This window comes from Candidatus Omnitrophota bacterium (genome assembly GCA_028715965.1).
Classification (GTDB): domain Bacteria; phylum Omnitrophota; class Gorgyraeia; order Tantalellales; family Tantalellaceae; genus JAQUQS01.
Window position 1 is genome coordinate 13,934 of the sequence record JAQUQS010000021.1, and the last position, 15,033, is coordinate 28,966.

Annotated in this window: 15 protein-coding genes; 2 read left to right on the plus strand and 13 right to left on the minus strand. The window is 51.9% G+C overall.

What is annotated here, in order from left to right:
• The first annotated feature begins 9 nt into the window (after window positions 1-9).
• Window positions 10-489 carry a hypothetical protein gene (locus PHH49_07465; protein MDD5488773.1) on the plus strand — a complete coding sequence of 160 codons (480 nt, stop codon included), beginning with the start codon at window positions 10-12 and terminating at the stop codon, window positions 487-489.
• Window positions 490-577: 88 nt separating this feature from the next.
• On the opposite strand, the gene PHH49_07470 is transcribed toward PHH49_07465, so the two are convergent.
• From PHH49_07470 to recG, 10 genes are all read right to left on the minus strand, one after another.
• The gene (locus PHH49_07470) at window positions 578-2,611 is read right to left on the minus strand and encodes a tetratricopeptide repeat protein (GenBank protein MDD5488774.1); all 2,034 of its coding nucleotides are present in this window, start codon (window positions 2,609-2,611) and stop codon (window positions 578-580) included.
• Window positions 2,612-2,798: 187 nt separating this feature from the next.
• Window positions 2,799-3,779 carry an ACP S-malonyltransferase gene (fabD, locus tag PHH49_07475; GenBank protein MDD5488775.1) on the minus strand — a complete coding sequence of 327 codons (981 nt, stop codon included), beginning with the start codon at window positions 3,777-3,779 and terminating at the stop codon, window positions 2,799-2,801.
• Between the two features lie 64 nt (window positions 3,780-3,843).
• Window positions 3,844-4,824 carry a ketoacyl-ACP synthase III gene (locus tag PHH49_07480; protein MDD5488776.1) on the minus strand — a complete coding sequence of 327 codons (981 nt, stop codon included), beginning with the start codon at window positions 4,822-4,824 and terminating at the stop codon, window positions 3,844-3,846.
• Between the two features lie 37 nt (window positions 4,825-4,861).
• The gene (gene plsX / locus PHH49_07485; GenBank protein MDD5488777.1) at window positions 4,862-5,854 is read right to left on the minus strand and encodes a phosphate acyltransferase PlsX; all 993 of its coding nucleotides are present in this window, start codon (window positions 5,852-5,854) and stop codon (window positions 4,862-4,864) included.
• 72 nt (window positions 5,855-5,926) lie between these two features.
• Entirely contained in the window at window positions 5,927-6,148 is a 222-nt protein-coding gene (gene rpmF, locus PHH49_07490) for a 50S ribosomal protein L32 (protein ID MDD5488778.1), read from the minus strand.
• Complete coding sequence (locus PHH49_07495; GenBank protein MDD5488779.1) at window positions 6,136-7,392, minus strand: acetate kinase; 1,257 nt, start codon at window positions 7,390-7,392, stop codon at window positions 6,136-6,138. Before PHH49_07495 ends, rpmF begins: the two co-directional genes overlap by 13 nt.
• Before the next feature lie 20 nt (window positions 7,393-7,412).
• Window positions 7,413-8,414: a phosphate acetyltransferase gene (gene pta, locus PHH49_07500; protein ID MDD5488780.1), complete on the minus strand. Its 1,002-nt coding sequence runs from the start codon at window positions 8,412-8,414 to the stop codon at window positions 7,413-7,415.
• On the minus strand, window positions 8,411-8,893 hold the full coding sequence (gene coaD / locus PHH49_07505; GenBank protein ID MDD5488781.1) for a pantetheine-phosphate adenylyltransferase: 483 nt from the start codon (window positions 8,891-8,893) through the stop codon (window positions 8,411-8,413). Before coaD ends, pta begins: the two co-directional genes overlap by 4 nt.
• Complete coding sequence (gene rsmD, locus PHH49_07510; protein MDD5488782.1) at window positions 8,890-9,465, minus strand: 16S rRNA (guanine(966)-N(2))-methyltransferase RsmD; 576 nt, start codon at window positions 9,463-9,465, stop codon at window positions 8,890-8,892. Before rsmD ends, coaD begins: the two co-directional genes overlap by 4 nt.
• 71 nt (window positions 9,466-9,536) lie before the next feature.
• Complete coding sequence (gene recG / locus PHH49_07515; protein MDD5488783.1) at window positions 9,537-11,630, minus strand: ATP-dependent DNA helicase RecG; 2,094 nt, start codon at window positions 11,628-11,630, stop codon at window positions 9,537-9,539.
• Window positions 11,631-11,749: 119 nt separating this feature from the next.
• Here recG and rpmB point away from each other — a divergent pair, with 119 nt between their 5' ends.
• A complete protein-coding gene (rpmB, locus tag PHH49_07520; protein MDD5488784.1) occupies window positions 11,750-11,980 on the plus strand; it encodes a 50S ribosomal protein L28 in 231 nt (76 codons plus the stop codon).
• Between the two features lie 79 nt (window positions 11,981-12,059).
• Here the strand turns inward: rpmB and recJ are convergent, their stop codons facing one another.
• The 3 genes from recJ to secF form a co-directional block, all read right to left on the minus strand.
• A complete protein-coding gene (gene recJ, locus PHH49_07525) occupies window positions 12,060-13,778 on the minus strand; it encodes a single-stranded-DNA-specific exonuclease RecJ (GenBank protein ID MDD5488785.1) in 1,719 nt (572 codons plus the stop codon).
• Window positions 13,769-14,650 (minus strand): cation diffusion facilitator family transporter, encoded by an 882-nt coding sequence (locus PHH49_07530; protein MDD5488786.1) that lies wholly within the window; start codon window positions 14,648-14,650, stop codon window positions 13,769-13,771. The genes recJ and PHH49_07530 overlap by 10 nt, the downstream gene beginning before the upstream one ends.
• Window positions 14,647-15,033: protein translocase subunit SecF (secF, locus tag PHH49_07535; protein ID MDD5488787.1), on the minus strand; the 387-nt coding region annotated here is incomplete at its 5' end. The genes secF and PHH49_07530, both read right to left, overlap by 4 nt.

Sequence of the window (15,033 nt, forward strand, 5' to 3'; positions counted from 1 at the left end):
AGAACCTGAATGTTATCTAAAATACCGGCTTGTCGCGTTTTAGTGTTAACGACCATCCTGGTCTCTATCGCGAGCTTGTGCCCCGTTGGCGCGCAACCCCAAAACCCCATGGGACCTGGCGGACCGGCTGGGGCGCCGGGACAACAGGGCGGGAACGGGCCCCAGGACCCGGAACAACGCGAACGCATGCGCCAGAGGTTCCTCCAGCAGCAGGCGCAGAAAACATCTTCAAAAAAAACCTCCGCGTATAATTACACTACACCCCAGTATAACAGCAGCTCCACAAGCTCCTCTTCAGGAGAAGGCGCGACCGGCGTAAGCATGCAGAAGGTTGAAACGGACATGGACAAGAAATTCGACAATAATAGCGACGGATGGCTAAGCCCGACCGAACAGGAAGAACTGGAAAACTACAAGAAATACATGGAATCCAAGACCCAGTCTCTTTACGATGGCTATACGGAAGATACCGGCGACGAGAGACAATAACAAAATATCCCTTTATCCGCAAAAAAAAGAGGCCGCTAAAAGCGGCCTCTTTGGCGGAATAATAACCCTTCCTGTATCTCTTATTTTATTATCCCGCTGTTTTATATTTCGTTATCTCTTCCACGAATCTCGGGTCCATCTTGGCCTTAAGCCACAAAGCCTTGTCGAAATAACCGACCGCGTCGTCACGCTGCCCAAGCATATATGCGTTGAGCGCCATCATATAGAACCCCGTTCCATCCGTCGGATCTATCTCCGTGGCCTTGCGCGCTTCTTCAAGCCCTTTCGAATACTCGCGTTTAGTATAATATGACGTCGAGAGATTTATTCTGGCGTCAAGAAAACCCGGATCTATCTCCAGGGCCTTTTTATAAGCTTCCGTCTCTTTGTCTATAAGGCCTTTTTCGCGATACACCACGCCCAGGTTAAAATACGCCTCTTTCATGTTAGGATCTATCTCCAACACCCGATAATACTCTTTTTCCTCATCATCAATACGGCCCCTGAGACCGTATATGCGCCCCAGATTATAATGGGCCTTCGCCATCGCCGGATCAAAGCCTATGGCCGTCTTGTAGGCGCCCATGGCCTTGTCCCTTTCACCGAGGAACTCATAAGTGACACCCAGCTCGTAATGTACTTTAGCGTCGTAAGGCGTCTTTTCTATGGCTTTCTCGAACTCGGCCACGGCTTCCGTAAGCATACCACGCGACCTGTAAGCCCCTCCGAGGTTATAATTTACCTTAGCCGTATCCGGAGCAAGTTCCAGGGCCTTCTTATAGCAATATACCTCTTTACCCAGGAACCCCATCTCCCCATAAGCCACACCCAGGTCCGCGTACGCGCGCGCGTGGTCCGGATCAAGCTCTATCGTCTTCTCATAACACGCTATCTCTTCCTCAACGTCCCCTATCATGCCATAGACCGTGCCCAGGTTATAATATGCCGGCGCGTAGTCGGGATCAATGGTAAGGATACGCACATATTGTTCCGCAGCCTTATAATATGTCTTGGATACGGTATACATCAAGGCCAAGGTAAGCCTGGCGCCGATCGACTCGGGAGAAAGTGCCACCGCTTTTTCAAGGCTTTCTATGCCTTTCTCGTAACGGCCGTCCAACGCGCACGCCACACCCATGCTCATATACACTTCCGCGCTGTCTGGCTGTATCTGTAGTGCTTTTTCATAGTTCTTTATGGCCTCAGTATACCGGCCTACGGCCGCGAGCACTATGCCTATATTATAATAACCGTCGTAAAACCCTCCATGCAGTTCGAGCGCCCGGGCAAAGTTTTCCGCGGCCCTTTCGTACATCTGTCTTTGTCCGTAATAAATACCTAGGTTATAATACGCGTCAGAGTATGACGGGTCCAGTTTTATCACTTTCTCGTAATACTTCTGCTCCTCGCTCTCCAATCCAAGCTTACCGCATACAATAGCCAGGTTGTTATACGCCTCGACGAATTCCGGGTCCAGTGATACGGCTTTCTCATATTGGGCCTTCTCACTGTCCAGGTCTCCGACCTCACCGTATACGATACCCAGGTTATAATGCACATCCGCGTTATCCGGAAGCGCTTCCTCAGCCTTCTTATACTCACTTATGGCTTTTCTATACTGTCCTTTTATCCCGTAAAGTATCCCCAGGTTCGCGTGCGCTTCCCCGCTTTTGGGGTCAAGCTGCACGACCTTTTGGAAATTTGTTATACTTTCGTCGTACATATCCCTCATCCCGTATATAACGCCCATGTTGTAATAGGCGTCCGCGAAGGTCGGGTCCAGCATCGTTGATGTTTTGAACACGTCAAGCGCGTCGTCATAGTTCCCCTTAAGCGCGTAGACCACACCTTTGTTGTAATGGGATTCCGCTATACCGGGCTCGTTCTCGACCGCGTGCTTGAACGACACCATCTCACTGGTATACATCCCCCTGTCCACCGTACGGAAAACATAGGGAGTACTTGTATCTTTGATCTTGTTTTTCAGAATAGGCTCGGATAACGCTATATCTATCTCCGCCTGGGATATGGCCAGACTATCTGTGGGAAAGGCCGAGGAAAGAACAGCAAGGACAAGAACTGAAAAGGCAGTAACTAAACCCTGGTTTTTCTGCTTCATCATACCCTACCCTTTTTTGTAAAAGACGGCATTAACTTTCTTTTCTTTAACGCCTTAGTGGTAGTATAGCATAAATCTTTTGATTGTCAAAGAAAAAACACGATATCGGGCTATTTATTATTCTAACGAAATGTGTAAGAAAAAACGCCCTTTTCGCATATAAAAGAGCGTTTTTACCTATATATATCGATCACGATACAGACTGCAGAAAAGCGTTAACATCCTCCGTAACATGTATAGGGAACACATTAAGCGAATTATCTATCTTTTTAGCCAGACCCTTTAACACGCTACCCGGGCCGATCTCAAGATACTCCGTGACCCCCATATCAGCAGCCTTGCGCATTGAAGCCTCCCAAAGCGTACGACCGGTAAGCTGTGCCACAAGGTTCGACTTGATCTTATCGGGGTCCGTAGTGATCTCCGCGTCTATATTGCTTATAAAGTCTATCGCGGGAGGCAAAAACTCGACGCCATCAAGGAATGCCTTAAGTTTTTCTCCCGCGTCGGACATAAGCGACGAATGGAAGGCCCCGCTCACCTTGAGCATGATCACCCTTTTGGCTCCCTGGTTCTTTGCAAGGTCCGCCGCGAGCTCTATCCTGTCCGCGTGTCCCGATATGACCACCTGGCCGGGGCAATTGAGATTGGCCACCTGGCAGCCAATACCCATACATATCTCTTCCACCTTCGCGAGCTCCAGACCCATGACCGAAGCCATCTTACCCGGGTTCTTATTGGAAGCTTCCTCCATCAAGGCGCCCCTCTTATGCACGAACTTGAGGCCATCCTCGAAAGAGATGGCACCCGCGGCGACAAGCGCGGTGGGCTCCCCAAGGCTTAATCCCATCGCCAAGACGCCTATACCGGAAATATCCTCGCGGGAAAATATCTCCCGACCTTCCTCTCCCACCGGGGATCCTTTGATCTTTTCGACAAGCACGTTAAGCGTGGCTATACTTGTAATGAATATCGCGGGCTGGCTGTTAGCCGTTGTTCCCAGCTCATCTTCCGGCCCGTCGAAACAAAGCTTCTTAACATCCACGCCCAGCACTTCCGTAGCCCTGTCATATACCCAGCGCGCAGCTGTCTCGTTCTCGTAAAGTTCCCTGCCCATACCCACCGACTGCGAACCCTGGCCGGGAAAAAGCAAACCGATCTTCTTGTCCATCGTTATCCTCTCCCTGAAATGTTGAATTATGCGCGGACCCGGCCGGGCCCGCGCCATGAACACATTACCACTTAATGACTAGCGCGCCCCAGGTAAGGCCTCCGCCAAAGGCATCCATGAGTATGGTATCGCCTTTCTTTATCCGGCCTTCCTCGACCGCCTCTGTAAGCGCCACCGCGCTGGATGCGGCGGACATGTTACCGTATTTATATATATTAAGGTAGACTTTCTTGTCAGGGTCCACTCCCATGCGTTTCGCGAGCGCGTTCAATATACGTATGTTGGCCTGGTGCGGTATTATGATATCTATATCATCACCGTCAAGACCTAAGGGCTCCGTGACCGCGAGCGCGGCATCCGCCATGATCTTTACGGCATGCTTGAAAAGCACATTGCCTTCCATCTTTATGGTATGGAGTTTATTCTCAACTGTCTTTATGGACGCGGGCATTTTCGACCCCCCCGCGGGAAGCTGGAGAAGGTCTCCTTTGCTGCCGTCAGCACCAAGAGACGCGCCAAGGATACCACCCTCCTCGACCTCACCCAGTATGGCCGCGCCGGCCCCGTCACCGAAAAGAATACAGGTGGAACGATCTTCCCAGTCCGTGACCGTGGAAAGTTTTTCAGCCGCGATCACTAGCGCCTTTTTATACATGCCGGATTTTATGAACTGGTCCGCTATGGTAAGCCCGTAAACATACCCCGAACAGGCGACGGCGATATCAAAGGCCGGAATGTTCTGCGCGCCAAGCTTATACTGCACCAGGCACGCCGTAGAAGGAAAGAACATATCGGGGGTTATCGTGGCCACTATTATGAGGTCTATATCTTCGGGAGTTAGTCCCGCGTTCTTAAGCGCTGATTTAGCCGCCTTTACCGCCATGTCGCTGGTGGCTTCATTGTTGGCCGCGATGCGCCTCTCTTTTATCCCCGTACGCGTCGTGATCCATTCGTCACTGGTGTCGACCATCCTCTCAAGGTCGGCATTGGTAAGCACCTGCTCGGGTAGATATTTACCCACACCTAATATCCCGACTTTTTTCACTTCTTCTCCTTACCCATGCAGCCTGGACAAGGCTGGTTCAGAAACTTTGCACTTCCTCGACCACATGCATGTTGACTTTATGACTTACGTTCTCCGCCGCGGCGCGTATCGCGTTCTTTATGGCCTTGCTGTCCGAAGCGCCGTGGGCGATTATAACGCTTCCGTCCACTCCCATTAGGGGCGCCCCGCCGTACTCGGCAGAGTCTATTTTTTTCTTGAGCGCCTTGAACGCCGGCAAAGTAAGTAAAGCGCCTATTTTCGTTAACAGGTTGCTTCGCTTGAGCTCCCGTTTCAGCAACTTGCTGACAGCGTCCGCGAACCCTTCGGTGACCTTAAGAAATACATTACCGACAAAACCGTCACACAAGGTTATGTCGGCTCTGCCGGAATACACCTCTTTAGGCTCGATATTCCCGACAAAGTTCAACTTACTCTCGGATAGCATAAGATGCACTTCTTTTTCGAACTCGGTACCCTTGGTCGATTCCTCTCCTATGTTCAGGAGCCCCACCGTCGGATTGTCCTTACCAAGCACGTGACGTGAATAAGCGTCACACATTATACCGTATTGAAGTATGTGAAGCGGTTTAGGGTCTATGTTAGCGCCGACATCCATGACCATGCATGGTTTTATGAGCGTCGGGAATATGACCGCTATCCCGGGCCTGTCCACGCCTGGCAAAAGCCTGAGGCTAAGCGTCGCCGCGCACACGACCGCGCCGGTATTACCCGCGCTGACGAACGCGTCGAACATGCCGTTCTTGAGCATGTCGGCTCCGCGGACTATGGAAGAATCCCTTTTCTTCCTGACGGAAAGCGCGGCCGGTTCGTACATCTCTATGACCTCGGAAGCCCCGACCACGTCGATCCTGTCGGCCGGATAATCATACTTGGCCAGCTGCTCGCGTATAGCGCTTTCCACTCCTATGAGCGTGATATGGTAACCATACTCATTAGCCGCAAGCACGGCGCCCGCTACCGGACATTCCGGGGCTTTATCCCCGCCCATCGCATCCAGACCTATTCTCATTTATCCCCCGCTTTATATGTTGTTCCGTGCTAGTACATAAAAAAAGCGCCTTAGAATGGACACAGGTCGCGTTTACTGCTTTTTCTTTCCTTCTCTCTTCGCCTTGCGGTCCTCAATGGACTCTATGGCCTTGACCTGGGTACCCTTGTAATATCCGCAATAAGGGCACACATGATGCGGTTTTTTCGTCTTTCCACACTGGGGACATTCCGTACCTGAAGGCGCGGTCGCCTTATAATGAGTACGGCGCTTACGTCCTCTTTCCTTTGAATGTCTATGTTTTACTTTTGGCATTTTTTATCTCCTCCTTTGATCTTGTCCAATAAAGTACTGGCTATGGTTTTGACCCCGGTGAGTATCTTATGTATAGCCCCCGTGTCGGGTTGTTCTTTTTTCATCTGTTCTACGACTATCCTGTAAGCGTCCCTGGCTATCAGGAGTTCTTCATTCGTTCCTATCGTCAAAAATTCCGTCTTCTGGCCCAGAAGCGGCCTCAGGTCCCTCTTGAGCTCTTCTTTTATCGCGGGTACGTTCTCCCCTATACCCGCGGTGAAAACAACAGCGTCCACCCTGCCTAGCACGGCGGCATACGCGCCTATGTATTTCCTTATACGGTAGACGAATATATCATACGCGAGCTTGGCCCTGGGATCACCTTTCTCCATGGCTCCCAGTATATCCCTCATATCGTTACTTACTCCTGAGACACCCATAAGCCCGCTTTTCTTGTTCAGGAGGTCTTCCATGGCTTCCGGATCAAGGCCCTCTTTCTTCATAAGGAACGTGATGAGCGCGGGGTCCAGGTCCCCGGACCTTGTCCCCATGAGAAGCCCTTCCAGCGGGGTAAGCCCCATGGAAGTATCCACGCTCTTACCCTTTTCCACAGCGGCCATGCTGCACCCGTTACCAAGATGCACGGTGATTATATTCAGCTCGGTTATGGGGCGCGCCAATATCTCGGCGGCCTTTCCGGCAACATACCTGTGGCTGGTGCCGTGAAAACCGTATTTCCTGACCCCGTATTTTTCATAGAACTCATATGGTATACCGTACGTGTACGCCTTTTCCGCCATCGAATGATGGAACGCCGTATCAAAAACAGCTACCTGATGCACCTCCGGGAATATCGCCTGGCAGCTTTTAAGGCCTTGTATGGCCGAAGGGTTATGCAGCGGCGCCAGAACGCAGCATTTTTCTATCCCGGCCATCACTTCATCGTTGACCAAGGTGCTGTCGCTGAATTTCTCTCCCCCATGCACGACCCTGTGCCCTACGCCTCCCACTTCGCTGACATCGGAAAGGATACCTTTCTCCGGATGCGTTATCGCGCCACGTATTATCTCTATGGCCCTGTGGTGATCAGGGCACTCAACACGCTCCTCTATCTTCTCCTTCCCGTGGCAGCAGTATCGGAGCTCCGCGGAACTGTCCCCTATCCTTTCGACCACTCCCTTACAAAGGTCGGAAAAGTCCCTTTCGGCGTCAAAAAGATCGAACTTCACGGATGACGAACCACAATTTATTACAAGTACCAGCATGACCTAATATTCCCTTCGGCTCACTTTCCCTGCATCCTTACCGCCGTTACCACCGCCGCGTCAACGACATCATCCCAGCTGCATCCGCGCGACAGATCACTACACGGCTTGTCCATACCCTGGATTATCGGTCCGATGGCCTTGGCTCCGGCAAGCCGCTCGGTAAGTTTATACGCTATATTACCGGCGTCCAGCGATGGGAAGATCAATACATTCGCTTTACCCGCCACCGGGCTGCCCTTACATTTCTTTTCCGCCACGGAAGGAACTATCGCCGCGTCGAGCTGGAGCTCCCCGTCGACCAGCATGGACGGGCGCTTTTCCTTGACCTTCCCCAAAGCCGCCCTCACGAGGTCCACGGACTCGCCTTCCGCGCTACCCTTAGTGGAAAAACTGAGAAGAGCCACCCTGGGCTCCACGTCGAAAAGTTTATTGAAAAGATCGCTTGTCGCTATGGCTATACCGGCAAGCTGCCTTGAATTCGGGTAAGGGATTATACCGCAGTCGGCATATATAAAAAGCCCGTTCTCTCCGAACGGGCTGTCTTCCAATTCAATCACGAAAGAGCTGCATACAGTGCCTATTTCCCTGTCAAGGGACAAACATTGTATGGAGGCCCTGGCTACATCCGCCGTGGTGTGCGAGGCTCCCGACACGAACCCGTCGGCCCGGCCGAGCCTGGCCATCATGGCCCCGTAAAAAACGAAGTTGCCCATAAGAAGTTTTTCGGCATCTTCCCTGGTAACGCCTTTTCTCTCTCTCAGCTTGAAATACAGGTCTATTATCTCTTCTCTCGCGGGATCAGTAGCGGGATCAAGAAGAGCGACCCCCCCCAGATCTATCGAAAGTTTCTTGGCCATACCGCGGATATCGTCCTCTTTGCCGAGCACGGTAACGTCCGTTATCTTTTCTTTCGCCATGTAAGAAGCGGCACGCAGCACCCTTTCGTCCTCTCCTTCGGGCAGGACTATCTTCCTTATCTCCTTTTTCGCCTTTTCCCTGAGAGCTAAGAGTCTTTTCATATTTCCATCTTTTCCTTCAGTTTTATTTCCACGTTCTTCGGGACAAAACTCGAAACGTCCGCCCCGAGCCGCGCCACTTCCTTGATAAGCTTACTGGACAGGTATGAATACGACTCGTTCGGCATCATGAACACGGTCTCTATATCCGGCGCCAGTTTCCTGTTCGTTAGCGCCATCTGGAACTCATATTCAAAATCCGATATCATCCTGAGCCCGCGCACCACGACCTTCGCGGACCTCAAAGCCGCGTATTTGACCACCAACCCGTCAAAATCCTCCACAGTGACATTCTCATAGGCGGAGACCGCGTTTCTAAGCATATCCATACGTTCAGTGACGGTAAAAAGCGGTTTTTTATCCCGTGAATGCGCTACGGCCACATATACTTTGTCATATATGGAGCTGACCCTCTTAACGACGTCAATATGACCGTACGTTACTGGATCGAAAGTACCCGGATATACAGCTATCCTGTTCATGATTGGTCTCTAAGAAAAAAAGACACCCTGGTTCCGCCGTAAGTCTTTTGTTTTAAAATAGAAATGCCCCCACAGACATCAGGGACATCCTCCGCCACGTCATGTTCTAATATTAGTATTCCAGAAGGCATTAATATATCATATTGATTTATCATTAGCAAGGTTTTTCTGGCCAAATTTTTGTTATATGGCGGGTCGGCGAAGATGATGTTGTAACGCTCTTCCCGACCGGCCATTTTCATGATAACCGACTCAGCATCCGCGCTTAAAATACCTGTTTTATCTTTTACATCCAAATTACCGGCATTGTCTTTAATGACCAACGAGCATCTGGGGTCCGATTCCACAAAAACGGCTTTTTGCGCCCCTCTTGAGATCGCCTCGAACCCATATGCGCCACTACCGGCGAAAAGATCCAGCACAATAGATCCCGGGACATCGCTGGCGATCACGTTGAAGACCGCTTCGCGTATCCGGTCCTTCGTTGGCCGGACCGAACCGAGTACTGGACGTTTTATCCTTCGCCCCCTGAACTCCCCTCCGACTATGCGAAGGTATCCTTCCTCGCGCATGCATTCCCCCTCTGTCGCGAAATTATGAACATCTAGCGTTATACCCGCGTGACCATATCGCGAAGGTCCGGTCAATTAATTCTTTCCTGTGAGGCCGGACCCTTGATCACCGAAGAGAACCTGAGCATGACATTCTCTTTTATGACAGCGTTCCTGGGGTCGGCAAGACCCGGGTCTTCCGCTACCACCTCGAACGCTTCCCTCCGAGCCTCTTCCATTATGGAAAAATCCTTCGATATATCACCGAACCTGAGTTCAGGAAGACCGCTTTGCCTTGTCCCGAAGAACTCTCCCGGACCGCGTATGTCCAGGTCTTTTTCGGCTATGCTGAAACCATCATCCGTCGACGTCATGGCGGCTACGCGCTCCCCTGACGCGTCGGTCCTGGTGTCCCCCATAAGTATGCAGAACGAGTCGTGCTTACCGCGTCCTATCCTCCCCCTGAGCTGGTGCAGTTGCGCGAGCCCGTAATTCTCGGCATTCTCTATCAGCATCACTGTGGCGTTCGGAACGTCTATCCCCACTTCGATAACGGTCGTAGCGACCAGGACGTCGTACTTTCCCGCCTTGAATTCCCTCATCACTCTTTCCTTCTCGCCCGAAGCCATCCTTCCATGTACCATCGCCAGGCGCAAACCGCTCAACGCCCCGCGGGAAAGCTCCTCGAACATTTTTTCCGCCGAGCGTTTATCTTCATTTTCCGACGCCTTGATCCGGGGATAGACAACATACGCCTGCCGCCCGGCGGCGACCTCCTCGCGTATGAACTCGTAGACCTTTCCACGCCGGTCCTCTTCCACCCAGTACGTAACGACATCCTGCCGTCCGGCCGGTTTTTCCTTAAGAGTCGATACGTCCATGTCCCCGAAAAGCGAAAGCACCAGGCTCCGCGGAATAGGCGTCGCCGTCATAAAAAGCATATCCGGGGTTTTCCCCTTTTTGCGCAGGGACTTTCTCTGCATCACGCCGAATTTATGCTGTTCGTCCACGACCGCGAGCGCCAGGTCCCTGAACTCCACACCTTCCTGTATGAGCGAATGTGTCCCAACGACGAGGTCCGCTTCCCCGGACCTTATCTCCTTCTCGACGCTCTCCCTGTCCTTATTGTCCATGCCGCTCACAAGAAGCCTTACGTTCATACCCATAGGCATGAATATCTGGCTCATGGACACATAATGCTGGCGCGCAAGTATCTCCGTAGGAGCCATAACGGCGGCCTGATGCCCCCCGGCGGCACAAAGATACGCGGCGTACATGGCGACGACCGTTTTCCCGCTCCCGACATCCCCCTGGAGCAGCCTGTACATAGGCGTGCCGGACGACATGTCATTCTCGATCTCTTTTACGCATTTTTTCTGGCTGTCCGTCAGTTCGAACGGCAGCGCGCGCGAAAAGGACTCGACCCTGCCGGCTTCCACTTCATGCCTGATACCGTTGGACTTGAACGCGCGCCGCTTGAGCGCCATGGCGACCTGCAGGGTGAAGAACTCCTCGAAAACGAACCTCCTGTACGCTCGTTCCAGGTTGTCCATGGAATACGGAAAATGTATGTTCTCGACAGCGAACCTGAGGTCCACGAGTTTTCCTCTGGTAATGACCCTGGCCGGCAGGGATTCCACTATACCGGGAAGATGGCCGTGTATGGCCCCGTATATTATCTTCCTCAGGTATTTTTGCGTAAGATCGCCAGAAAGCGGATATACCGGAACTATGCGTCCGATGTCCAGCGAGTCCTTCTTGACCTCGTCGGCCTCCAATATCTCATAAGCCGGATGCACTATCTGAAGACGGCGCTGGACCTCGCATTTACCATACAACACCACCCTCTGCCCGGGCTGGAACACCTTCTGCATATAAGGCTGGTTATACCATACCGCGAAAACCCGGTTCGAACCGTCACCCACCGCTATCTCGAATATCCGGGTCCCGGTCTTAGCCGTAAACACGCTCTTTTTAAGCACTTTGCCGGTCACGGTATTATACTCCCCGACGACGACATCCTTTACGGGGACTATCCGGCTGCGGTCCTCATATCTTCTGGGGAGATAATTAAAAAGGTCCTCGACCGTACGTATACCGGCCTTATTGAGGACAACGGCCCTTTGGGGGCCTACCCCTTTTATAAATCGCACCGGTATGTTCTTTGGAGGGTTTTTCTCTTGCATAATAAGGTCTAATATGTTATTATCTGCTACTGTTCATGGTGAAATATCATAGGAACAGCGGCTGTTCTGGAGGCATACGTAGACGCCTCTTTAGAGAATTATAAGAGAAAGGTCATGAGATGGCAAGAGAATGTTATGTTTGTGGTAAAAAACCCGTGAGCGGCAAGACGATAAGCCGTAGAGGTATGGCTAAAAGTAAAGGCGGCGTTGGCCAGAGGATAACCGGGAACACCCTTAGGCGTTTCCTCCCCAACACGCAGTCCATAACCGCGCTTATAGATGGCAAACCGAAGAAAATAAAGATATGCGCCAAATGCCTCAAAGCGGGTAAGGTCCGTAAGGTCGTCTAACCCAGTTCTTTGGACTACTTTGAAGACCCGGCATGTAATAATGCCGGGTCTTTTTTTTCGCGGGGTATATACCGCGTATCTATATTTTGTGAAGGTCTTTTATGTTCAGCTGTATGGAATCTATCCCGTTCCAGCTGTTTATGGAGGGAGTGTACGCCAGGTCGATGATGTCGCCCTGTTCCGGCTTATCCACATCATTCTTCCTGAAAGTTACGGCTTCGCATGTCATATTGCCGCAGGAAACAAGGAACTTGAACCCGCTCCTGCCGATATCCCTGGGCCTTGTTTTCACCCTCACCCCGCCTGTGCAGAAAACCGGTTCGCTGTTGTCGGGGCCATAAGGCATTAGCATCTCAAGCTCGTTCACCAGCTTTACCCCTATATGCGAGAAAGGTATCTTCATGTCTATCTTAAGGTCAGGGACCGTATGCCCTTTTTCCACAAAATGTTCGGGCGCGGCCGCGTTAATGGCTTCCCTGAACTTTTCGATATTGTCCCTCTTGATCTTTATGCCGCAGGCCTGCTCATGTCCGCCGAAATCCACGAGGTATCCCGATGAGGCGTTTATCGCCGAAAAAAGATCGAATCCCTCGACCCCGCGCCCGGAGCCCTTACCGTTCTCTCCGTCCATGGCTATAAGTATCACGGGTTTAAGGAATTCTTCCGAAAGTTTCGAGGCTACTATCCCTATTACCCCGGGATGCCATGACTCCCCGGCCAGGACTATGATGTTATCCCTGTCTGGGTCATGGCTGTCTTTCGCGTTCTGGTATGCGTCCTTGAATATTTCTTTCTCTATGTTCTGCCTGTTCTTGTTCTCGTCGTTCAACCTGCGCGCCAGCTGCCGTGCCGTCGAGGGGTCTTTCGCCAGGAGGAGTTCCAGCGCTACGTTCGCGGACCCCACCCTGCCCATGGCGTTTATACGCGGCCCCAGCCCGAACCCTATGTGCCTGCAGGTGATCTTTTCCGGGACTATCCCGGATATCTCCATGAGCGCTTTTATCCCTTCTTTCTCGGTCATCTTGAGCTTACCCAGTCCGCTTTTCGCGAGTATCCTGTTCTCACCGTTAAGCGGCACTACGTCGGCTATGGTACCGAGGGCCACAAGATCCAGATGACCGTCCGCTACCTGCGGCGAATCCTTCATAAGGGCCTTGGCCAGTTTATAGGCCACACCTACCCCGGCAAGCGTCTTATATGGATACCCGCAATCCGGCTGGTGAGGATCTATGGTCGCCAAAGCCGGAGGACGTTCTTCTCCCTTAACCTCATGATGGTCGGTAATGATGACATCAATCCCGTACTCATTCGCGCACTTGACCTCTTCGACGGAATTTATCCCGCAATCCACCGTTATGAGGAGTTTTATCCCGTGATCACGGGCCAGTGCTATGGCCCGGATATTAAGGCCATACCCCTCTTCCAGGCGATTGGGGATGAAGGTCTCGCATGCTATTCCCATACGCGTAAGTATGTCATAAAGAAGAGCGGTCGACGTAACGCCGTCCACATCATAATCGCCGTAGACCAGGACTTTTTCGTTGTTTTTTCCCGCTAGCATTATCCGGTCAACGGCCTTAGCCATGTCTTTCATCAGGAACGGGTCCGCGCACGCCGCCAATCCGCCGAAAAGGAACTCCTTGGCCTTGTCCGGGTCCAGCAGATCGCGGTTCAACAAGAGCTGCGCGAAGAAAGGAGATATACCTATCTCCTCGCTCAGCACTTTCTGGAGCCTCTGGTTCTCGTCGTATATTTTCCAGTTCTTGCGCATATCTATATGGCCGGCTTTCATTTGCATGGTTCCACGTGGATGGTTATATCCTTGACGTTATGCAGTTTACGGCGGACAGCTTCTTCGACGAGCATGGTGATCTCATGTGACTCAAGCACGGTCTTACTCCCGTCAACACAGACGGTAACACTGATGAAGAACTCTATGCCGGTCTTACGCACACCCAGATAGTCGATATGCTCCACGCCGTTCACGGACCTTATGACCGCCTCGATCTCCCGCATAAGGTCATCGGGCGGAGCCGCGTCCATAAGCTCATCGTAGGCCTTGTGGAACACGTCAGCGCCGTTCTTGATTATAAAGCCCGCTACCACTATGGCCGCGAGGGGATCCAGGTACGTATACCCCATTTTCGCCCCCGCTATGCCGATAAAAGCGGCTATTGAGGAAAGCGCGTCGCTCCTGTGATGGTACGCGTCCGCTTCCAGTGAAGTGCTCCTGATCTCGCGGCTCACCTTGATAACATACCTGAACGAGATCTCCTTGATCACTATGGAGAATACCGCGGCGATAAGGGCTATCCATCCCGGATCATGGAAATCCTTGTCGATTATGACATGTACACCTGAAACGGCTATTCCCACACCCGTAACAATGAGTATCAACGACACTATCTTAGCGGCTATCGATTCCGCGCGACCGTGGCCGAAAGGATGGTGTTCATCAGGAGGTTTACTGGCGATATTGAACCCGACAAGAACAGCTATACTGGTCAAAAGGTCGCTTAGCGTATGAAAAGCGTCCGCGACCATGGCCTGGGACCTGCCCGCTATCCCCGCGAACAACTTCACGCAGAAAAGCAGGATGTTGCTTATTATACCTACCCAGGAAGCTCTGGTACCATGCTCATAATCCTGTTCCAGTTTGCCCGGTGTCATCTTTTGACATTCAATTTTCTGGTCGGCCAGTCAATGAGGAGCGGACTGGCTATGAATATAGATGAATACGTACCGAACACTACGCCGACCAGGAGCACGAACGAGAAATCGTTTATCACCTTCCCGCCGAAGAAAAAGAGCGCGAGCACGACAAGAAGCGTAGTGACCGACGTCAGCACCGTACGCGACAGCGTCTGGTTTATACTGGCGTTGATTATCTCTTCCTGGGATGATCTGCGCATGAACTTCCTGTCCTCTCTTATCCGGTCGAAAAGCACTATGGTATCGTTTATGGAATACCCTACGACCGTGAGGAGCGCCGCTATTACGGGAAGGGATATCTCCCTGCCCGTGAGCGCGAGCATTCCGACGGAAATAAGCAC